The organism is Devosia psychrophila (assembly GCF_000971275.1).
Lineage (GTDB): Bacteria > Pseudomonadota > Alphaproteobacteria > Rhizobiales > Devosiaceae > Devosia > Devosia psychrophila.
This window is the reverse complement of the sequence record NZ_LAPV01000166.1, coordinates 58,195-78,647: the sequence shown is the minus strand read 5'-3', so window position 1 is coordinate 78,647 and position 20,453 is coordinate 58,195. Positions and strand designations below refer to the sequence as shown.

General features: G+C 61.7%; 16 protein-coding genes. 12 read left to right on the top strand and 4 right to left on the bottom strand.

All coding sequences use genetic code 11. The features are described 5' to 3' along the window. The first annotated feature begins 169 nt into the window (after positions 1-169). The 6 genes from mutS to WH91_RS18990 all read left to right on the top strand — a co-directional run bounded on the left by mutS (position 170) and on the right by WH91_RS18990 (position 9,877). The gene (gene mutS, locus WH91_RS19015) at positions 170-2,863 is read left to right on the top strand and encodes a DNA mismatch repair protein MutS (RefSeq protein ID WP_046172581.1); all 2,694 of its coding nucleotides are present in this window, start codon (positions 170-172) and stop codon (positions 2,861-2,863) included. Then, complete coding sequence (locus WH91_RS19010) at positions 2,844-5,639, top strand: [protein-PII] uridylyltransferase (RefSeq protein ID WP_052952976.1); 2,796 nt, start codon at positions 2,844-2,846, stop codon at positions 5,637-5,639. Before mutS ends, WH91_RS19010 begins: the two co-directional genes overlap by 20 nt. Positions 5,640-5,834: 195 nt before the next feature. Beyond that, complete coding sequence (gene murJ / locus WH91_RS19005) at positions 5,835-7,397, top strand: murein biosynthesis integral membrane protein MurJ (RefSeq protein ID WP_046172580.1); 1,563 nt, start codon at positions 5,835-5,837, stop codon at positions 7,395-7,397. A gap of 207 nt (positions 7,398-7,604) precedes the next feature. Continuing rightward, the gene (gene trpS / locus WH91_RS19000; RefSeq protein WP_046172579.1) at positions 7,605-8,636 is read left to right on the top strand and encodes a tryptophan--tRNA ligase; all 1,032 of its coding nucleotides are present in this window, start codon (positions 7,605-7,607) and stop codon (positions 8,634-8,636) included. 9 nt (positions 8,637-8,645) lie between these two features. Further along, the gene (locus tag WH91_RS18995) at positions 8,646-9,116 is read left to right on the top strand and encodes a universal stress protein (RefSeq protein ID WP_046172578.1); all 471 of its coding nucleotides are present in this window, start codon (positions 8,646-8,648) and stop codon (positions 9,114-9,116) included. A gap of 194 nt (positions 9,117-9,310) precedes the next feature. Then, positions 9,311-9,877, top strand: a complete 567-nt coding sequence (locus WH91_RS18990) for a NifU family protein (protein ID WP_046172617.1) — start codon at positions 9,311-9,313, stop codon at positions 9,875-9,877. A 253-nt stretch (positions 9,878-10,130) separates the two neighbouring features. Here the strand turns inward: WH91_RS18990 and WH91_RS18985 are convergent, their stop codons facing one another. From WH91_RS18985 to WH91_RS18975, 3 genes are all read right to left on the bottom strand, one after another. After that, complete coding sequence (locus WH91_RS18985) at positions 10,131-11,045, bottom strand: hemolysin family protein (RefSeq protein ID WP_143077988.1); 915 nt, start codon at positions 11,043-11,045, stop codon at positions 10,131-10,133. A gap of 186 nt (positions 11,046-11,231) precedes the next feature. After that, entirely contained in the window at positions 11,232-11,636 is a 405-nt protein-coding gene (gene ybeY / locus WH91_RS18980; protein WP_280140221.1) for an rRNA maturation RNase YbeY, read from the bottom strand. Between the two features lie 65 nt (positions 11,637-11,701). Then, positions 11,702-12,733: a PhoH family protein gene (locus WH91_RS18975; protein ID WP_244542288.1), complete on the bottom strand. Its 1,032-nt coding sequence runs from the start codon at positions 12,731-12,733 to the stop codon at positions 11,702-11,704. Positions 12,734-12,947: 214 nt separating this feature from the next. Here WH91_RS18975 and WH91_RS18970 point away from each other — a divergent pair, with 214 nt between their 5' ends. Together WH91_RS18970 and WH91_RS18965 are read left to right on the top strand one after the other, a co-directional pair. After that, positions 12,948-13,184 (top strand): AbrB/MazE/SpoVT family DNA-binding domain-containing protein, encoded by a 237-nt coding sequence (locus WH91_RS18970; RefSeq protein WP_046172574.1) that lies wholly within the window; start codon positions 12,948-12,950, stop codon positions 13,182-13,184. Continuing rightward, positions 13,181-13,582 (top strand): type II toxin-antitoxin system VapC family toxin, encoded by a 402-nt coding sequence (locus WH91_RS18965; RefSeq protein WP_046172573.1) that lies wholly within the window; start codon positions 13,181-13,183, stop codon positions 13,580-13,582. Before WH91_RS18970 ends, WH91_RS18965 begins: the two co-directional genes overlap by 4 nt. A 2-nt stretch (positions 13,583-13,584) precedes the next feature. Here WH91_RS18965 and miaB read toward each other — a convergent pair whose 3' ends face one another. Next, on the bottom strand, positions 13,585-14,979 hold the full coding sequence (gene miaB / locus WH91_RS18960) for a tRNA (N6-isopentenyl adenosine(37)-C2)-methylthiotransferase MiaB (RefSeq protein ID WP_046172572.1): 1,395 nt from the start codon (positions 14,977-14,979) through the stop codon (positions 13,585-13,587). A gap of 194 nt (positions 14,980-15,173) precedes the next feature. Between miaB and WH91_RS18955 the strand changes: the two genes are divergently transcribed. The 4 genes from WH91_RS18955 to pnp all read left to right on the top strand — a co-directional run bounded on the left by WH91_RS18955 (position 15,174) and on the right by pnp (position 20,245). Then, entirely contained in the window at positions 15,174-15,365 is a 192-nt protein-coding gene (locus WH91_RS18955; RefSeq protein ID WP_046172571.1) for a hypothetical protein, read from the top strand. Positions 15,366-15,506: 141 nt separating this feature from the next. Further along, positions 15,507-17,201: a sensor histidine kinase gene (locus tag WH91_RS18950; RefSeq protein WP_046172570.1), complete on the top strand. Its 1,695-nt coding sequence runs from the start codon at positions 15,507-15,509 to the stop codon at positions 17,199-17,201. A gap of 132 nt (positions 17,202-17,333) precedes the next feature. After that, the gene (gene rpsO, locus WH91_RS18945; RefSeq protein WP_046172569.1) at positions 17,334-17,603 is read left to right on the top strand and encodes a 30S ribosomal protein S15; all 270 of its coding nucleotides are present in this window, start codon (positions 17,334-17,336) and stop codon (positions 17,601-17,603) included. 500 nt (positions 17,604-18,103) lie between these two features. Next, positions 18,104-20,245, top strand: a complete 2,142-nt coding sequence (gene pnp / locus WH91_RS18940; protein ID WP_046172568.1) for a polyribonucleotide nucleotidyltransferase — start codon at positions 18,104-18,106, stop codon at positions 20,243-20,245. Positions 20,246-20,453: the final 208 nt, after the last annotated feature.

Genomic DNA, 20,453 nt, shown 5'->3' with positions numbered 1-20,453 from the left:
GAGGGGGTATCGGTTAGCCCCTATGTAAGGGCCGATCGCCCTCGTCCCTGACCCTCCCCGCAAGGGGGAGGGTGTCGACTGAACGATCCGGGAAAATCACTCGCCAAGAGTTGGATTTGCGCCCCAAACCCCATAAGGTCTCGGCTTTCCCGCCGAGACCGCACGCCTGATGGACCAGCTTTCGATCCAGCCACAACTGACGCCGATGATGGCGCAGTATTTCGAGATCAAGGCGGTCAATCCCGGCTATCTGCTGTTCTACCGCATGGGCGATTTCTACGAACTGTTCTTCGAGGACGCCGAGATCGCCAGCGCCGCGCTGGGCATCGTGCTGACCAGGCGCGGCAAGCATCTGGGCCAGGATATCGGCATGTGCGGCGTGCCAATTCATGCCGCCAATGATTACCTCAACAAGCTGATCAAGCTGGGCCACCGCGTCGCCATCTGCGAGCAGGTGGAAGACCCCAAGGAAGCCAAGAAGCGCGGCGCCAAGTCGGTGGTGAAGCGCGACGTGGTCCGCCTGATCACCGCCGGCACGCTGACCGAGGACGACCATCTCGACGCCCGCGCCTCCAACTTTCTCGCCGCGCTGTCGATGGTCCGCCACGGCGAGGCCGATTTCGCGCTTGCTTGGGCCGATGTCTCGACCGGCGAAACCTTCACTGCTGACCTGAGCGCTGAGCAGCTGCAGGACGAACTCGCCCGTATCGATCCCGCCGAATTGCTGATGGCAGAAGCGACGCGTCTGGCGCTGGTCGAACGCCATTTTTTTGCACCGAGCTGGCTGCCTGTCGCTCACGCCGCGCCCGCCGAAAGCTTTGACAGCGAAGCGGCGACGGCCACCCTGCGTGAAGCCTTTCCCGGCGGCGTGTTCGATCCATCGGCCCTGTCCCGCGCTGCGCGCTCGGCGCTGGGCGCGGTAGTCGCCTATGTGCGCGAGAGCCAGAAGGGCGTCGGCGTCGCCCTGCGCCAGCCCGTTTCCGATACCACCCTACGCCACATGGCCATCGATGCGGCGACCCGCTCCAGCCTCGAACTGCATCAGACTCAGCGCGGCCAGCAACGCGGTTCGCTGCGGCAGGTGATCGATCTCACGGTGACCGCGCCCGGATCGCGTCTGCTGTCGGCGCGCCTCGCCTCGCCACTGGCCGACGCCAGGGCGATTAACGAACGCCTCGATGCGGTGGGTCTGTTGGCGAATGACACGCTTCTGACGGGTCGGCTGCGTGCCGATCTCAAGGCCGTGCCAGATCTGGCGCGCGCCCTGACCCGTCTGGCGCTGGATCGCGGTGGCCCGCGCGATCTCGCTGCGGTGGGCAAGGCTGTCAGCGCCGCATCGGCGCTTGCCGGCCACTTTGCCCGGCTGGAACACGCGCCCACCGTGCTGCTGCGATTGAGCAGGACCCTTGTTGCCGCGCCACTGCCCCTAGCCTCGGAACTCGCCGCCGCGCTCGACGATGACATGCCTCTATTCGCCCGCGATGGCGGCTTCGTGCGCAAGTCCTATGACCAGACGCTGGATGACGAGCGCGCATTAGCCAGCCAGACCCGCGCCGTGGTCGCTGCGCTTCAAGCCCGGTTGATCGACGAAACCGACGTTCGTTCGCTAAAAATCCGGCACAATGGCGTGCTCGGCTATTTCGTCGAAGTGCCCGCCAGCCATGGCACCAAGCTGCTTGAGGAGCCACATCGCCAGAGCTTCATCCATCGCCAGACCATGGCCAATGCGATGCGCTTCACCACCACCGAACTGGCCGAACTCGAAGGTCGCATCGCCCGCGCCCATGAGGCCGCGCTCGAAATCGAGCTCAGGGTCTTCGCCAGTCTGCGTCAACAGGTCCTGGAGCAGACCGACACGCTTCGCGAACTGGCCGATACGCTGGCCGAACTTGATGTGACCACCGCTTTCGCCCACCTCGCCGCCACGCGTTCCTACACCCGCCCCGACATTGACGATTCGCTGGCTTTTGCCATCCACGGCGGCCGCCACCCCGTCGTGGAAGACATGGTGATTAACGAAGGCCACAGCTTTGTCGCCAATGATGCCGACCTCTCTGGTGACGATGCCATCGGCGGCGGTCGGCTCTGGCTGGTCACCGGCCCCAATATGGGCGGTAAATCCACCTTCCTGCGCCAGAACGCGTTGATCGCCATTCTCGCCCAGACCGGCAGCTTCGTGCCGGCCAGCTCCGCCCATATCGGCGTCATCGACCGTGTCTTCTCGCGGGTTGGCGCTAGTGACGATATCGCCCACGGCCGCTCCACCTTCATGGTCGAAATGGTCGAGACCGCCGCCATCCTCAATCGCGCCACGCGGCGTTCACTGGTGGTGCTCGACGAGATTGGCCGCGGCACCGCCACTTTCGACGGGCTGTCGATAGCCTGGGCCGCGGTGGAAGCCCTGCACGAAACCACCGGCTGCCGGGCGCTGTTCGCTACCCATTTTCACGAGCTGACCAGCCTCGCCAAGACCCTGACACGGGTTTCCAATGTCACCATGAAGGTGCGCGAGTGGGAGGGCGAGGTGGTGTTCCTGCACGAAGTCGGTCCCGGCGCGGCTGACCGGTCATATGGCATCCAGGTGGCACGGTTGGCCGGCCTGCCCGAGCCGGTGCTGGCGCGTGCTCGCCAGGTTTTGACCGTGCTTGAGCAGCGTTCGGCAGGCACTGCCTCTTCCAGCCAGAAAGCCAGCGTGCTAGACGATCTGCCACTCTTTGCTCATCAGCCAGCTTCACGCCCCGTTGAGAAAGACCCGGTACATATAGCGCTCGATGCCACTCGTCCCGACGAGATGACCCCCAAACAAGCAATCGAAGCGCTCTATCAGTTGAAGAAAATCCGCGATGACGCTCGCCGAAGTTGAGGCAAAGCCGCGAAAACCGCTTTTCGCTTTGAAGTCCGCCGAGACCATTCTCGACGAGCTCAACGCCGCTATTGGCGACCAAGCACCCAAATCCACCGCCGCCCGTGCGCTGGTGTTGGCCCATATTCGCAAGACCCTGGCCGAAGCCCGCGAACAGTCCGAGGCTGAGCTGCTCGCTACGGGCAAAGGCACGCGCTGCGCGCAGAACCTCAGCGCCGCCCAGGATGAGATCATCACCGCGGTGCATATGTTTGCCACCCGCCGCGTCTATACCGTCGATAATCCCAGCGGCGCCGAGGCCATCGCGCTATCGGCCGTCGGCGGCTATGGCCGCGGCACGCTGGCGCCGGGGAGCGACATCGATCTGCTGTTCATCCTGCCCTACAAGCAGACGCCATGGGGCGAGCAGGTCACCGAATACATCCTCTACATGTTGTGGGATCTCGGCCAGAAAGTCGGCCACGCCGTCCGCTCGGTCGATGAAAGCCTGCGCATGGCCAAGGCCGACATGACGGTGCGCACGGCAACTCTGGAAGCGCGCTTCCTTACCGGCGACAAGGCTCTGTTCGACCAGTTGGTGCATCGCTTCGAAACCGAGATCATGCCGCGCACCGGCCCCGAATTCATCGCCGCCAAGATGGCCGAGCGCGACGAACGCCACAAACAGATGGGCAATACCCGCTATGTGGTCGAGCCCAATATCAAGGACGGCAAGGGCGGTTTGCGCGACCTGAACACGCTGTTCTGGATCGGCAAATATTTCTACCATCTCAAGACCAGCCATGAGCTGATCGGGCGCGGCGTTCTCAGCGCTTCTGAATATCGCCTGTTCTCGCGCGCCGAAGACTTCCTGTGGGCGGTGCGCTGCCATCTGCATTTCGTCACCGGCCGCGCCGAAGAAAAGCTCACCTTCGACGTGCAGCCCGAGCTGGCCCAGCGCATGGGCTATGCCCAGCGCGTCGGCATGCTGGGCGTCGAGCGCTTCATGAAGCGCTATTTCCTTGTTGCCAAGGATGTCGGCGACCTGACCCGCATCATCTGCGCCAGCCTTGAGTTCAACCACGCCAAGGATATGGACCTGATCGGGCGCGTGCTGGCGCCGTTTCGGCAAGGCAAGTCCAAGATCAAGGGCGAGAGTGATTTCGTTCTCGATACCGGCCGGCTCAACATCGCCAGCCCGGATGTGTTCGAGAAGGATCCGGTAAACCTGATCCGGATTTTTCTGGTGGCGGGGCGCGAACAACTGCTGTTCCATCCCGATGCCATCAAGGTCATCACCCGCTCGCTGCGCCTGATCGACAACAGGGTGCGCAACGACCGCAAGGCCAACGAGCATTTCCTGACCATTCTGACCAGCCCGCAATCGGTCGAGCGCATCCTGCGCCAGATGAACGAGAGCGGCGTGCTCGGCAAGTTCGTGCCCGATTTCGGCAAGATCGTCGCGCTGATGCAGTTCAACATGTACCACCACTATACGGTGGACGAGCACCTGATCCGCTCGATCGGCGTCATGGCCGACATCGCCAATGGCGGGCTGCGCGACCAGCTGCCGCTGACCCACGAACTGCTGCCGCAGCTCAACGATACGCGCCTGCTCTATGTGGCGCTGTTGCTGCACGACATTGCCAAGGGTCGCCCCGAGGATCATTCCACCGCCGGCGCCAAGATCGCCAAAAAGCTCTGCCCGCGCTTTGGCCTCTCCGCTGCCGAAACCGACACCGTCGCCTGGCTGATCGAGCATCACCTGCTGATGAGCGAAATCGCCCAGGCCCGCGATATCCAGGACCCTGAAACCGCCAAGGCCTTTGCCGACGTGGTGCAATCGCCCCAGCGCCTGGCCTTGCTGATGATCCTCACCGCCTGCGACATCCGCGCGGTGGGTCCCGGCGTCTGGACCGGCTGGAAGGGCTCGCTATTGCGCGCGCTCTACTATGCCACGGAACCGCTGCTCTCCGGTGGTCACAGCCAGGTCACCCAGTCCGACCGCATCAATTATGCCCGCCGCGAACTGGCCGAGGCACTGCACGCCTGGCCCGCGGCTGACGTCGACACCTACGTGGCGCGCCATTATGATCACTATTGGCTGCGCGCCGAGCCCGAACTGCAGGTCGAACACGCCCGCATGATCCGCCACGCCGATATGGCCGGCGACGCCTTTGCCGGCTCGATCCGCATCAAGGCTTTCGAGGGCATCACCGAGGTTTCCTTCTACACGCCCGACCATCCGCGCCTGCTGTCGCTGATCGCCGGCGCCTGTACCATGCAGGATGCATCCATCATCGGCGCGCAGATCTTCTCGACCCGCGACGGCCACGCCATCGACACCTTCCGCCTGCGCCGCAGCTTCACCAGCGACGAGGACGAAAAGGTGCGCGCCACCCGCATCATCGATACGGTCAAGAATCTCCTCCAGGGCAAGCGCACCATCCTGATCGATCTGGGCAAGGAAAGCCGCCACAACAAGCGCCTGAAGCCCTTCGCCCTGCCGGCGCAGGTTTCGGTCAGCAACGCCCTGTCGGAAAAGTTCACCGTCATCGAGGTTTCCGGCCTCGACCGCATGGGCCTGTTGCACTCGTTGACCCACCAGATCGCCGATCTTAACCTGACCATCGGCTCGGCCCATATCGGCACCTATGGCGAAAAGGCCGTCGACGTTTTCTACGTCACCGATCTCACCGGCCAGAAAATCATGGCCAAGCCCCGCCAGCGCAAAATCCACGACGCGCTGATGGGCGTGTTCCACCCCGGCGCCGCGACGAAGGTGGTCAATGGGTAGGCGACTGCCTGCCCCGAAAATGTCGGCTCTTGTGCCTCTCTCCCCCTTGCGGGGAGGGATCGAGGGTGGGGGTCCGTCAGGTGGCTACCGAATCACCCCCACCCCAGCTCCGCTATGCCTTTTCGGCCAAGCTGCGCTACCCTCCCCTCAAGGGGGAGGGAGGGCAGGAGCCCCTGACTCGGTGGCACAGGCAAGATGAGCCTCTACCGCAACTTCCTCTCCGTCGGCGGGCTGACGCTCGTCTCGCGCATTGCCGGCTTTGCCCGCGATGCGTTGATGGCGGCCGTGCTGGGCACCGGCCCGGCCGCCGACGCCTTTTTTGCCGCTTTTCGCTTCCCCAACCTGTTCCGGCGGTTATTTGCCGAAGGCGCCTTCAATACCGCCTTCGTGCCGATGTTTGCCGGTGCGTTGGAAAAAGAAGGGCCGGACTCGGCCCTCGATCTTGCCGCGCGGATCATGAGCTGGCTGGTGGCCATGCTGGTCGTGGTGACCATTCTTGCCGAAATCTTCATGCCGCAGCTGATGGTCGCCTTCGTGCCGGGCTTTGTCGATGACAAGGAAAAATTCGATCTGACCGTGCTGCTGACGCGGATCATGTTCCCCTATCTCGCCTGCATGTCGTTGATGGCGGCCTATGGCGCGATTCTCAATTCGCTGGGCCGCTTCTTTGCCGCCGCCTTCGCTCCGGTCATCCTCAACATCGTCAATATCGCAGCCATGATCCCGCTGGTTACCTTCTGGGTGCAGGACCCTGCGGGTTCTGCCACCTGGGTTTCGGTCGCCACTATGGCCGGTGGCCTGGCCCAGCTCTGGCTGGTCTGGTCGGCGATCAAACGCGCCGATTTCGTGCCCGAATTCCGCCTGCCCCGCTTCGACCCCGAGGTGCGGCACTTCTGGGTGCTGGCCATTCCGGCCATTCTCACCGGCGGCATTACCCAGATCAATATTTTCGTCGGCACCATCATCGCCTCGGGCGTCGATAATGCAATTTCCATCCTCAACTATGCCGACCGGCTGTATCAGCTGCCTCTGGGCATCATCGGCATCGCCATTGGCACGGTGCTGTTGCCTGAATTGTCCCGGCATCTGAAAGGCGGGCGCGACGCCGAGGCCCGCGCCACGCAGGACCAGTCGTTGCTGATCGCGATGCTGCTTTCCATGCCCGCCGCCACCGCGCTGATTGCCATGGCCGATCCCATCGTGCGTGTGCTGTTCGAGCGCGGCGCCTTCGACGCGCTGGCAACACAGCAGACCGCACAGGCGCTGGTCGCCTTTTCCACCGGCCTGCCCGCCTATGTGCTGATCCGCGTGCTGCAGCCGGGCTATTTCGCCCGCGAAGACACTGTCACGCCCACCATTTTTGCCGGTGTGTCCGTGGTCGCAAACATCGCGCTCTCGCTGCTGCTGTTCCCGGCCTATGTCCATGTCGGCATTGCCATTGCCACCTCGGTCTCGTCCTGGCTCAATGCAATCATGCTGGCGCTATTTCTGGCGCTCCGCGGCCATTTCAAGCTGAGCCCAGCCGAATGGCTCAAGCACGGGCTGATCCTGGTCATCAGCGCGATAATGGGTGCCGCGCTGTATCTGCTGTCCCAGCGCGGCGCCGCCCATATGTCGACTACCGCCCCGATCTGGGAGCAGATCGGGGTGCTGGGCGTGCTGGTCGGCTTTGGCGTGGTGCTCTATTTCACCTTGGTCCACATCACCCGCGCGCAGCCGCTGGGGCAGCTGCTCAGGCGGCTGCGGCGACGGGGGTGAGCGTGCGCGCATCCACACCCACCGGGTCATCCCGGCGAAGGCCGGAATCCATCCTGAGATGACTGACCCCGCGTCGATCGTGGAACGACCTCAGGATGGATCCCGGCCTTCGCCGGGATGACATCGAGTGTGTCACCCTGCCAGTTCCCAATATGCTTCTGCGCATATAGAACGGGGCAACAGTCACAAACATGCGCATAATATTCCATGACCTTCACTCCCCGCGTCTTCTCCGGCATCAAGCCCTCGGGCGATCTGCATCTGGGCAATTATCTCGGCGCCATCCGGCGTTTTGTCCCGCTGCAAGATACCCATGAGACCATCTATTGCGTGGTCGACATGCATGCCATCACCGTGTGGCAGGAGCCCGAAGACCTCAAGCGCTGGACCTATGAGATCGCTGCCGCCTATATCGCTGCCGGCGTCGATCCCAAGCGGTCGATCATCTTCAACCAGTCCCAGGTCATGGAACATGCCGAGCTGAGCTGGATCTTCAACTGCGTCGCGCGCATGGGCTGGATGGAGCGGATGACCCAGTTCAAGGACAAGTCGGGCGAAAATTCCGAGAACGTCTCGCTGGGCCTGTTCGCCTACCCGAGCCTGATGGCGGCCGATATCCTGCTCTACAAGGCCACTGGCGTACCGGTCGGCGAGGACCAGAAGCAGCATCTTGAGCTGACCCGCGACATTGCCAAGAAGTTCAATCACGACTTCAAAAAGCAGATCAAGGCGCTAGGCCACAAGGGCGACTTCTTTCCCATCACCGAGACCTTGGCCACCGGGCCTGCCATGCGGGTCAAGTCGTTGAAGGACGGCTCAAAGAAGATGAGCAAGTCCGACGCATCGGACCTGTCTACCATCTATATGATGGACGATGCCGATACGATCTCCAAAAAGATCAAGCGCGCCACCACCGATGCCGACGCACTTCCCTCCGAAGTCGCCGGCCTTGCCGCTCGCCTCGAAGCGGAAAACCTCGTCGGCATCTATGCAGCGCTGTCCAATACGTCGGCCGAGGACGTGCTGGGCCAATTCGGCGGTCAGGGTTGGGGCGTGTTCAAGCCGGCATTGGCCGATCTTGCCGTTGCCAGGCTGTCGCCCATCGCCGATGAAATGAAGCGGCTGGTGGCCGATCGCGGCGAGATGGATTCCATCCTGCGCGACGGTGCCGATCGTGCCCGCGCCATCGCCCAGCCAATCATGGCCGATATCCGCAACATCGTTGGTTTTGTTCGATAGGAGCTTCGGATGTACGATAGCGAATACAAGCGTAAGTTCCTCGTCGTCATCGACGAGACCGAGGAATGCGAACGCGCGCTGACTTTCGCCGCCTACCGCGTTAAGCGCACCGGCGGCACTGTGGTGCTGATGAGCATTATCCAGAAGCCCGAATTCATCGGCCTCGGTGTCGAGGACGTGCTGCGCGCCGAAGCCGTGGAAGAAGCCGAACGCCTTCTCGACGCGCGCCTCGCCCGCATCAAGGATATCGGCGACGTGCGCAGCGAATCCGTCATCCGCGAGGGTGAAGGTGCCGAAGAAATCGAAAAGGTCATCGACGCCGACCGCGACATCGCCATCCTGGTGCTGGCGGCCTCAACCTCCAATGAAGGGCCCGGCCCGCTGGTCCTCCATTTCGCCAACCGCGCCAACGCCCTGCCCATCCCCCTAACCGTCGTCCCCGGCCGCATGAGCGACGAAGAAATTATCGCGATCTGCTGAGCGGCCCTCCGGGCAAAATCAGTCCGGGGGACTGATTTTAGCGAAGCAGGCCATGAGGGCTGCGCCCGAATGGCCCAGCCGTCCCGCATATGCGATCCACTCTCTCGCAAGGCAGGCCCTCGATTTCCGCCCTTGCATCCTGCTCGCAAAGGTCTATTTTAGAAGCGTTCTAATTGCATTCCGAAGGCGCCACGATGTTCATCCAGACCGAAGCCACGCCAAATCCCGCGACCCTGAAGTTCCTGCCGGGTCGCGATGTGCTGACCGGTGAACCGCGCGATTTCCGGGGTGTCGAAGCCTCGGTCAATTCGCCGCTGGCACAGGGCCTGTTCGCCATTTCCGGTGTCACCGGCGTGTTTCTCGGGTCCGATTTCATCTCGGTCACCAAGGACGACACCAACTGGGCCCATATCAAGCCGGCTATTCTTGGCGTCATCATGGACCACTTCTTGTCTGGCAAGCCGGTGATCGTCGAGGGCGGCATCGAAGTCGCCAATTTGGACGAGGTCGATGAATTCTTCGAAGAGGAAGACAGCGAAACCGTCGAAGTGATCAAGGAATTGCTGGCCACCCGCGTCCGCCCGGCCGTCGCCATGGATGGCGGCGACATCATCTTCAAGGGCTTTAAGGAAGGCACCGTCTTCCTGCACATGCAGGGCGCCTGTTCCGGGTGCCCCTCCTCGACGGCCACGCTCAAGAGCGGCATCGAAAATCTGCTTCGCCATTTCGTCCCCGGCGTCGAACAGGTCCAGCAAGTCTGAGCCAACGATTTTAGCAGCAAGCCGAGGGCTCAGTGGGAAACCACTGGGCCCTTAGTTTTTGTCAGTGGGCCTGACGGTCCACACAGGCCTTCCACCCACTGCGCTTCTCCCTCTGGCTTGACCCTAGGGCCATTCGCCGCCTGTGCCGTGGTGAGAGTGACCCTCGGGTCAAGCCCGAGGGAAGAGGTAATGTGGCGCCCCTGACGTGTACCGCCCAAGAAACAAAAAAGTCCGGGTCACTCCGGGCTTCTGTCTATTCCGCTGCGGCTTTATCGGCTTCGCTGCGCTGGTCGGTGATCGCCAATGGCTCCACCACGTCCCGCTTGCGCCGGATTCTCAACCGCTTGATGCGGCGGCTGTCCGCAGCCAAAATTTCAAACTCGAAACCCTCGAGCTTGGTCACCCGCTCGCCACGCTTCGGCACATGCCCTGCAAGATCGAACACCAGCCCGCCGATCGTATCGACATCCTCGGCATAGTCGCCGGGATCGAATTCCGGCCCGATCAGCTTCTGTACGTCCCTGAGTTCGGCACGGGCATCTGCGATATAGGTATCGACGCCAACCTTGCGGATCAGCGCCGCGGCCAGCTCGTCATGCTCGTCTTCGATCTCGCCAACCACCGCTTCAAGCAGGTCCTCGATAGTGACGAGGCCGTCGGTGCCGCCATATTCGTCGATCACGATCGCCATGTGCACCCTGGAGGCGCGCATCGACTGCAACAGGTCGCCGACGGGCATGAAGGTCGGCACGAACATGGCGTCGCGCGTGATGTCGAGCTTGATGATCTTGTGCTTAAGCACGGTCGAGACCAGCTTGACCGGCACGTCCTTGGCGGGATCGGTCACCGGCTCGGTGATGCGGCCCAGCGCGTCCTTGACGTGAATGAAGCCCAGGATGTTGTCGAGATTGTCGTCATAAACAGGCAGGCGCGAGTGGCGCACCTCGCGGAACTTGGCGATCAGCGTGCCCAGGTTGACATCGGCCTCGATGGCCTGGATGTCGCTGCGCTCGACCATGACGTCGCCGACGGAGACATTGGAAAGCTTGAGCACGTTTTGCAGCATCGTGCGCTCGCTCTCGGAGAAGTCCGCCGTTTCGGCGCTCCCCTGCTCGTCGAGCGCGACCTGCAGGTCATCGCGCAGGGATACCGTACCACGGGCCAGCATGGCCCTGAGACGGTTCCAGATGGATTGCCCCCGTGCGGTGACGGAGGCGGTACTAGAAGGAGGTTCGGGATTTGAGGGGGCGACTGGGCCCGTACTGTCGCTATCGTTCATGTGCATGCGCCGCAAAAGGAAGCGGCTTTCTGTCCTCGATCATGAAAATTCTCGCCCTAATATAGGGGCGCCAGGCTAATCGGCATAGGGGTCGTCTATCCCCAATGTGGCCAATATAGATGTTTCGAGGCTTTCCATCGCGGTCGCCTCCTCATCGGTGATGTGGTCATAGCCCAGGATATGCAGGAATCCATGCACCACCAGATGGGTGAAATGCGCCTCGAAACTGACGCCCTGCTCCCCCGCTTCACGGATCAGCGTCTCGCGAGCCAGCGTGATATCGCCGAGGATTCCCAGCACCGGACCAAACGGTTCGATCTGCGGAAAGCTCAACACATTGGTCGAGCTGTCTTTGCCGCGCCACTGCTTGTTGAGATCGTGCTGCTCTTCGTCATCGGTCAGCAGGATCGACAGCTCTGCCGCGCCCCTGACCCTGGCCTTGCTCTGCTTGAGCGCTTCCAGAACGGCGCGCTCGGCCAGAGGATCGAGATCCTCCGGCCAGGCTTCGTCATTGCGGATAACGGCGATCTCGAGCGGCGAAGCAGTCAGCGGACGACCCCTTCGGTGGCTTTATCGGCCAGCTTTTTGGCAGTGTCGGCCTCGTAGGCCCGCACGATGCGGCCAACCAGGGCATGGCGCACCACGTCCTTGTCGTTGAAGCGCGAAATATGCACCCCCTCGACCCCGTCGAGCAGGCCGATGGCTTCCACCAGCCCCGATTTCTCGCCGCGCGGCAGGTCGACCTGGGTCGGATCGCCGGTGACGATCATCTTGGAATTCTCGCCCAGACGGGTCAGGAACATCTTCATCTGCATTGCGGTAGTGTTTTGCGCCTCGTCGAGAATGACCACGGCATTGGCCAGGGTCCTGCCACGCATGAAGGCCAATGGCGCGACTTCGATGATCCCGGACGTCAAGCAACGCTCGACGTTTTCGGGCTTCATCATGTCATATAGCGCGTCATACAGGGGGCGCAGGTAAGGATCGACCTTTTCCTTCATGTCGCCGGGCAAAAACCCGAGACGCTCGCCGGCTTCGACGGCTGGCCGCGACAGGATGATGCGGTTGATATCACCGCGTTCCAGCAGCGAGGCGGCATGCGCCACGGCAAGATAGGTCTTTCCGGTACCGGCCGGACCAACGCCGAACACCAGCTCGTTCCGCTCCATCGAGCGCATATAGGCGTCCTGGGCGGGCGTGCGGGCGACGACGGTGGATTTGCGCGTGGCGATCTGGGCCATGCGCACCTTGCCCTTGCGTTCCAGCGTCGGCAGCGTCAGCTGGCTGTCTTCGGTCTGGATCATGCGGATGACGCCATCAACATCGGAGATGACGATGCTGCGGCCTTCTTCAAGCGAGCCGTAAAGAGATTCCAGCACACGTCGTGCCTGGTCGACCGATGAGGCCGCCCCTTTGAGCAGGACGTGATTGCCGCGGGGCGTGGCAGAGACCTTGAGCCTTTGTTCGATCAAGGCAAGGTTCTGGTCGAAGTCGCCATACAGCTGGGCCGCGAGGCGATTGTCTTCAAAAGCGAGTTCGAGTTGCGATGCGAGTGCGTTGTCTGCGGTCGGTGACAAGTGCCTGCTCAAACTGGTGTGGCTCCCGAAAGAGACGGACGCGGGCTTGCGCCTGTCGCTATCAATGACGCTAGGACGATTTGGGTCCAGTGTCTGTAGTAATATTGTGACAAGGAGGCGGATCGGCAAGGGGTGGTTTGCCGGCTCGCATCAACTTGAAAACCGGGCACAAAAGTAATACCTTCAAACAGCATTCCTTACATTGGAGGCCGCCATGAGTGCCGCAGTAACCAGCAAGGGTCAGGTCACCATTCCCAAACCAGTGCGTGACCTTCTTGGCATCGAGCCGGGGACGCGGGTCGATTTCAGTCGTAACGATAAAGGTGAGATTGTCTTGAGCCGGGCAGACGGCACGCAGGCACGGCCCAGCAGGTTCGCTAAATTGCGAGGCAGCGCAAAAACAGACCTCAGCACGGACGAGATCATGGCCCTATTACGTGGTGAGTTGTGACGCTGGTCGATACCAATGTCCTTATTGATGTGGCGACAGACGACCCGAACTGGGCGGACTGGTCGCAGCAAAACCTGGAACTCGCATCCCTTCATCGGCCGCTGCTCATAAACGAAATCATCTATGCCGAGCTCTCAGTCGGGTTCGACCGGATCGAAGAACTGGACGCTTTTTTAGGAGGCGCTGGCATAGAAATGCATTACCTCCCTACCGCAGCTCTCTTTCTTGCCGGCAAGGCATTCGCGCAATACCGACGGGCGGGCGGACAACGATCCAATATCCTGGCCGATTTTTTTGTCGGTGCGCACGCGGTGGTCAGCCGATTGCCGTTGCTGACCCGCGACGCCAGGAAATATCAAACCTATTTTCCGGGAATCGAGCTTATCGTTCCTCCGTGAGACTAAGCCGCCACCGAGACCTTTAACCGCCCGACCAGCGAATTCGTGCTGGTCCCCACGATCTCGACCTGATGGATCGCCCCGATCAGCTCAGCGCCGCCGTCCAGATGCACCGCCTGCAGATAGGGCGAGCGGCCGCCCACCTGCCCCGGCATGCGACCCGGCCGTTCGACCAGCACCGGAATTGTCTTGCCCACGCATGACGCATGAAACGCCGTAGTCTGCGCATTGACCAAGTCCTGCAGTCGCCACAGCCGCTCATTCTTGACCGCCTCATCGACCTGATCGCCGAGGTTCGCCCCCGGCGTGCCGGGCCGCGTCGAATATTTGAACGAATAGGCCGAGGCATAGCCCACATCGGCGATGATCTTGAGCGTGTCCTCGAAGTCCTGGTCCGTCTCGCCGGGGAAGCCGACGATGAAATCGCCCGATAGCGCCATGTCGGGCCGCGCTGTCTTGATGGTCTCGATCACCTTGAGATATTCCGCGGCGGTGTGCCGCCGGTTCATCGCCTTGAGGATGCTGTCGCTGCCAGACTGCACTGGCAGGTGCAGATAGGGCATCAAGATATCGAGGTCGCGATGCGCCGCGATCAGCGCATCGTCCATGTCGCGCGGATGGCTGGTGGTGTAGCGCAGCCGCTCCAGCCCGTGGATTTCGGCTAGTCGATGCGCCAGTTCGCCCAGCCCCACCACCCGGCCCTCGTCGTCGCCGTGATAGGCGTTGACGTTCTGGCCAAGCAGCGTGATTTCCTTGACCCCGGCTTCCACCAGCCCGCGCGCCTCGGCGAGGATCTGGCTAACCGGCCGCGAAACTTCGGCACCGCGCGTATAGGGCACCACGCAGAACGAACAAAATTTGTCGCAGCCTTCCTGCACGGTGAGGAATGCGGTCAGCCCGCGCTTGATGGTGACTTCCTTGCGGGCCGCCGGAAGGTGGGCAAACTTGTCTTCTTCGGGAAAATCGGTGTCGACAATCGGCTTGCGCAACGCCTGATGCAGATGGCGGGTGCTTTCGGTGCGGCTGACCATTTCGGGCAGCTTGTGATAGGCCTGCGGCCCAAACACCATGTCGACTACCGGCGCGCGGCGGGCGATCTCCTCGCCCTCCGCCTGCGCCACGCAGCCGGCAACGCCGATCATCATGTCGCCGCCCAGCGCCCGGCGCTCGCTCTGCAATTCCTTGAGCCGGCCCAGCTCGGAAAATACCTTCTCCGAAGCCTTTTCGCGGATATGGCAGGTGTTGAGCAGCACGAGGTCTGCCGTCGCCATGTCCAGCGTCGTCTCATAGCCGTGCGGCGCCAGCGCATCCATCATGCGGTCGCTGTCATAGACGTTCATCTGGCAACCATAGGTCTTGATGAACAGCTTCTTGGTATTGGCGCGCGTCTCGGTCATGGCCGCTATTTACCAGACTTCGAGCCGTCCCCAAGGGGCAAATCGCTCCAGTGAAGCGAATTGAGGCGAGAAGGCCATGCGGCCTACGGCCGAATGGCTACGGCAAGGCCCGAATGGCTGCGCCAATACTCAAACAGCCTGCAACCATGCCCCTGCCCCAAAGGTTTAAGTGCTGGACACCACAGGAGTTCGAGATGACCGAGATCAAGAAGACTGATGACGCCGCCGGCATGAAGGACGGCAAGAAGCCCGGGCCCAAGAGTTCCCCGGTGCAGGTGCGTGACGCCGGTGAAGACGCCCAGACCGGCAAGCCCGAAAACTGGGACGAGGTCGATGAGGCCGTCGACGAGAGCTTCCCTGCAAGCGATTCGAGTGCCAAGTACTGATCTAATTTACTAAACTGCCAGCGCACGGCCTTTGCGATTGCCCGCAAAGGCCAAAAACTACTATGCTTTCTGACAATTCAGCAGTGATCGCGCGAATCCCCAAGGAAACGCGTGGCCCTCGGGATAGGGTTGCAGGCAAGCATGGAACAGGCGGACAAGACCCAGGCCAAACCGGGCCGCCGTTCGATTGTCTATTATCTCGTGGCGCTGGTGCTGATTAGCGTCGTGCCCAGCTTTATCTTTGCTGGGGTGCTGATCCAGCGCAATCAATCCGCCCAGGAAGACATCGTCGAAACCCTGATCGTCGCGACATCACGCTCGATCGTGCAGGCGATGGAACGCGAGATCGCGGCCAATATTACGACACTGCATGTGCTGGCCGCCTCCCCATCCCTACGCGACGGGGACTTTGAGGGCTTTTACGACCGCACCAAGCTGGCGCTTGACAGTACCGAAGCGCATCTGTTCGTCGTCAATCCGGATTTCTCCACCTTTGCCAGCACGCGGGTGCCCTATGACACCCCGCCCAACCAGACCAGCGACGTTGCTTCGGCAAAAAAGGCCTTCGAAACCAACGAGATCGTGGTGAGCGACCTGGTACTCGGTGCGGTGTCCAAGCGCTGGGTCTACAATATCCTGCTGCCGGTCGATCTTGGCCCCTATGGCAAAAAGCTCATCGCCCTCAATCAGCAGGCCGATAATTTTGCGTCGGCACTGTCGTCCAACAGCCTGCCGGATGGCTGGAATTCCGCCCTGATCGATAACGATGGTCGCGTCCTTGCAGCCAGCCCCGGTGTAGCAAATGTCGGTGACCAGTTCTCGGTCTTCGATCCGATGGCACAGCGCTACGCGGTGGGGTGGCAGGACATCGAAACCACGGCGGGACCGGCGCTCGGCGTTCTCCAGCGGTCGGCGACCACAGGGTGGCGGCTGGTGGCCTGGGCACCGGTCTGGACCATCAACCAGCCGCTGATGACGACGATGGTCTTTCTGATAGCGGGCGGGTTTATCCTGCTGGGCCTGATCGTCGCGGCGATGTTTTGGGTCAGCCGGCGCATCGGCCAGTCGGTGCGCGGCCTGGCGCGAGACGCTCAGCGGTTAGGCGCGGGCCAGCCCGTCGCGGCGACCCGCTACCCGGTTTCCGAGATTGCCGAAATTTCCGAAGCGCTGGCCCAGGCTTCGCTTGATCGTCAGTCCGCTGAAAGCGATGTGCGCTTCCTGATGCGGGAAGTCGCACATCGCTCCAAAAACCAGATGACGGTGATTGCCGCCATGGCCAAGCAGACAGCTCGCAGCGCTGATGACCTGCAAGGCTACGTCCAGGCCTTCGAGCGGCGTATTCTCGGGCTCTCGCGCTCCACCGACCTATTGTTGACGCATGGCCGGGCGGGCATTTCGCTGGGTGATCTGATCGATAGCCAGATCGCCGCCTTCAGCCCCGACGATCCGGCCCGCGTCAAAGCCACCGGCCCGATGATCCGCCTTAATGCCCCGGCTGCCCAGATCATGGGCATGGCGGTGCACGAACTCTCGACCAATGCGGTCAAATACGGTGCCTTTTTGGGCGACACGGGCAGCCTCGCGGTGCGCTGGAAAATTGTCGATGACAAGCTGGATCTGATGTGGCGCGAGACGGTTGGCGAAAAGCTTCCAACCAGCGAGCGCACGGGTTTCGGCACCACGGTGCTCAAGTCCATGGTCGGCCGCTCGCTCAGCGCCGATGTGCAGCGCATCTACCACGATGATGGCATCGAATGGCGCTTCGTCATTCCGCTCCAGGCCATCGACCCAGAGGATGCCGCTGCGACCCCGCCCGCCGAGGAAGCAGCGGAATAAATTCTGGTATTCTGGCCATCTTTGCACTATAGACCCGGCTGTCTTGGCTCTTCGGGCCCGGACACTCATGGCCCCTCCTGGACGACATCCCGGCCGGGGCGACCCAATCCTCCTATGTAAGGGATCTATCCGATGTCGATCACTGCTGAACGCAAGACCGAACTGATCCAGGAATACGCAATCAAGCCAAACGACACCGGCTCGCCGGAAGTCCAGGTTGCCATCCTGTCGGAACGCATTGCCAACCTCACCGAACACTTCAAGGACCATGGCAAGGATAACCATTCTCGCCGCGGTTTGCTGAAGCTGGTGTCGACCCGTCGTAGCCTGCTTGATTACGTCAAGAAGGTCGACGATGTCCGTTACAAGACCCTGATCGAAAAGCTGGGTCTGCGTCGCTAACGCGCGCAACCAACTATTGCGGATGCGGGGCAACCCTCGCATCTGCCTTCGCCTTGATATTGGCGATAGGAGCCCGTTTGAAAATTCGCTGTTGCGAGTCAAATGTCGGTGTCTTTCGAGAACCGGAGCGGAGCGTACGCCTGTACGTGAGCACCGGAAGCGCAGAAAACGCCGGCAGTTGGCCGACACAGTAGAGTTTGCGAACAGGCTCCAAGCGTAGACCGGCGAATGCCGGAGCATGGCAGGATTATTGGCCGCTCCTATCCGCCTCACGCTCGCAAAATCATCTCTGTGGTTTTGATCCGTGGGGCACCTGACAAGTCAGGGAGCTGCTTGTTGTCTTGCTCATGTTTCGTCTTCGCCAAAGCCGTAAACCGCGCCTGATTTTGAGCTTGGGCTGCACATGGGGTGCAGGGCCAAGTGCGGGCGCACCGGACTGAGTTCGCGGGATGACTACGCCCCTGCGTTACCGCTCGGCCGGCAGAATGGAAAGACGATACATGTCCACGATCAATTTTGATTACCACAAGGTCGAGCTCAACTGGGGCGGCCAGCCCCTGACGCTCGAGACCGGCAAGATGGCCCGCCAGGCCGATGGCGCAGTGCTCGCCACCCTGGGCGAAACCGTCCTGCTGGCAACCGTCGTCAGCGCCAAGACCGCCAAGGCCGGCATCGACTTCTTCCCGCTGACCGTCAACTACCAGGAAAAATACTTCGCCGCCGGCAAGATCCCGGGTGGCTATTTCAAGCGCGAAGGCCGCCCGACCGAAAACGAGACCCTAACGTCTCGCCTGATCGATCGTCCGATCCGCCCACTGTTCCCCGATGGGTACCGCCACGAGACCCAGGTGGTCATCACCGTCCTGCAGCACGACATGGAAAACAATCCTGACGTGCTGGCCATGGTCGCGGCATCCGCTGCCCTGACCATTTCGGGCGTTCCCTTCATGGGCCCGATCGGCGCTGCCCGCGTCGGTTATGTCGATGGCCAGTATGTGCTGAACCTCGCCGTCGATCGTCGTAGCGAATCCAAGCTCGACCTCGTCATGGCCGGCACCGAAGACGCCGTGCTGATGGTTGAGTCCGAAGCCAAGGAACTGAGCGAAGAGATCATGCTCGGCGCTGTGATGTTCGGTCATGCCGAAAGCCGCAAGGTGATCCAGGCGATCATCAAGCTGGCTGAGCTGGCTGCCAAGGAACCCCGCGAGTTCCACGCTCCCGATTACTCGGCCCTCGAAGCCGAAGTGCTCAAGGTTGCCGAGACCGACCTGCGCGCTGCCTACAAGATCACCGACAAGGCACAGCGCTACGCTGCCGTCGACGCGGCCAAGAAGTCGGTCAAGGCCGCCTTTGCCGCCAAGGTCGAAGCCGGTGAAGTATCCGCCGAAGCCCTTAGCGAAGTGATCCACACTCTCCAGGCCAAGATCGTGCGCTGGAATGTGCTCGACACCGGCCTGCGCATCGACGGCCGCGATCTGTCGACCGTCCGTCCGATCGTCTCCGAAGTTGGCGTCCTGCCCCGTACCCATGGTTCGGCGCTGTTCACCCGCGGCGAAACGCAGGCGCTGGTCGTTGCCACGCTGGGCACCGGCGAAGACGAGCAGTATATCGACTCGCTGGAAGGCACCCACAAGCAGAACTTCCTGCTGCACTACAACTTCCCTCCCTACTCGGTTGGTGAAGCTGGCCGCATGGGTTCCCCGGGTCGTCGCGAAATCGGCCACGGCAAGCTCGCCTGGCGCGCCATCAACCCGATCCGTCCTTCGGTCGAAGAATTCCCCTACACGATCCGTATCGTGTCCGAGATCACCGAATCCAACGGCTCCTCCTCGATGGCAACCGTCTGCGGCACCTCGCTCGCACTGATGGACGCCGGCGTGCCGCTGGCTCGCCCCGTCGCTGGTATCGCCATGGGCCTGATCCTCGAAGGCGAGAAGTTTGCTGTCCTCAGCGACATTCTCGGTGACGAAGATCACCTCGGCGACATGGACTTCAAGGTGGCTGGTACCGAAGTCGGTATCACCTCGCTGCAGATGGACATCAAGATCGCCGGCATCACCGAGCAGATCATGAAGATCGCGCTCGAGCAGGCCAAGGGCGGCCGTATCCACATCCTGGGCGAAATGGCCAATGCCATCACCGCGTCCCGTTCGGAAGTGGGCGAGTTCGCTCCGCGCATCGAGACCATGAAGATCCCGACCGAGAAGATCCGTGAAGTGATCGGCACCGGCGGCAAGGTGATCCGCGAGATCGTCGAAAAGACCGGCGCCAAGATCAACATCGACGACGATGGCACCATCAAGATCTCCTCCTCGGACGGTTCGGAAATCGAAGCCGCGATGAAGTGGATCCGCTCGATCACCGACGAAGCCGAAGTCGGCGCCGTCTATCAGGGCACCGTTGTGAAGACCGCCGATTTTGGCGCCTTTGTGAACTTCTTCGGCGCCAAGGACGGCCTGGTCCACATCAGCCAGTTGGCTGAAGCCCGCGTTGCCAAGACGACCGACGTGGTCAAGGAAGGCGACAAGGTTTGGGTCAAGCTGTTGGGCTTTGACGAGCGCGGCAAAGTCCGCCTTTCCATGAAGGTTGTTGATCAGGCAACCGGCAAGGAAATCTCGGGCTCGGAAGCCGCCGCCGAATAAGCGTGCAGAATCCGTTCATCTTTGGAAGGCCCGGAGCGATCCGGGCCTTTTCTTTTGTTCAATCGGATCGATGTGGCGCCCTTGCAACACTGCAAAATCATCACATTGACGCGAGGAACCGCCTTGGTTACGCCCCGTTAGGCGAATGAGGCTTTCCTGCACTAGCGCACCATTTGGTCGCAGCTTAGGTCATTGGCCACCCACAGTT

Coding starts and splice junctions, on each gene's coding strand:
- mutS (WP_046172581.1), top strand. CDS start 170: ATGGACCAGCTTTCGATCCAGCCACAACTGACGCCGATGATGGCGCAG.
- WH91_RS19010 (WP_052952976.1), top strand. CDS start 2,844: ATGACGCTCGCCGAAGTTGAGGCAAAGCCGCGAAAACCGCTTTTCGCT.
- murJ (WP_046172580.1), top strand. CDS start 5,835: ATGAGCCTCTACCGCAACTTCCTCTCCGTCGGCGGGCTGACGCTCGTC.
- trpS (WP_046172579.1), top strand. CDS start 7,605: ATGACCTTCACTCCCCGCGTCTTCTCCGGCATCAAGCCCTCGGGCGAT.
- WH91_RS18995 (WP_046172578.1), top strand. CDS start 8,646: ATGTACGATAGCGAATACAAGCGTAAGTTCCTCGTCGTCATCGACGAG.
- WH91_RS18990 (WP_046172617.1), top strand. CDS start 9,311: ATGTTCATCCAGACCGAAGCCACGCCAAATCCCGCGACCCTGAAGTTC.
- WH91_RS18985 (WP_143077988.1), bottom strand. CDS start 11,045: ATGCTGGCCCGTGGTACGGTATCCCTGCGCGATGACCTGCAGGTCGCG.
- WH91_RS18970 (WP_046172574.1), top strand. CDS start 12,948: ATGAGTGCCGCAGTAACCAGCAAGGGTCAGGTCACCATTCCCAAACCA.
- miaB (WP_046172572.1), bottom strand. CDS start 14,979: ATGACCGAGACGCGCGCCAATACCAAGAAGCTGTTCATCAAGACCTAT.
- WH91_RS18955 (WP_046172571.1), top strand. CDS start 15,174: ATGACCGAGATCAAGAAGACTGATGACGCCGCCGGCATGAAGGACGGC.
- WH91_RS18950 (WP_046172570.1), top strand. CDS start 15,507: ATGGAACAGGCGGACAAGACCCAGGCCAAACCGGGCCGCCGTTCGATT.
- rpsO (WP_046172569.1), top strand. CDS start 17,334: ATGTCGATCACTGCTGAACGCAAGACCGAACTGATCCAGGAATACGCA.
- pnp (WP_046172568.1), top strand. CDS start 18,104: ATGTCCACGATCAATTTTGATTACCACAAGGTCGAGCTCAACTGGGGC.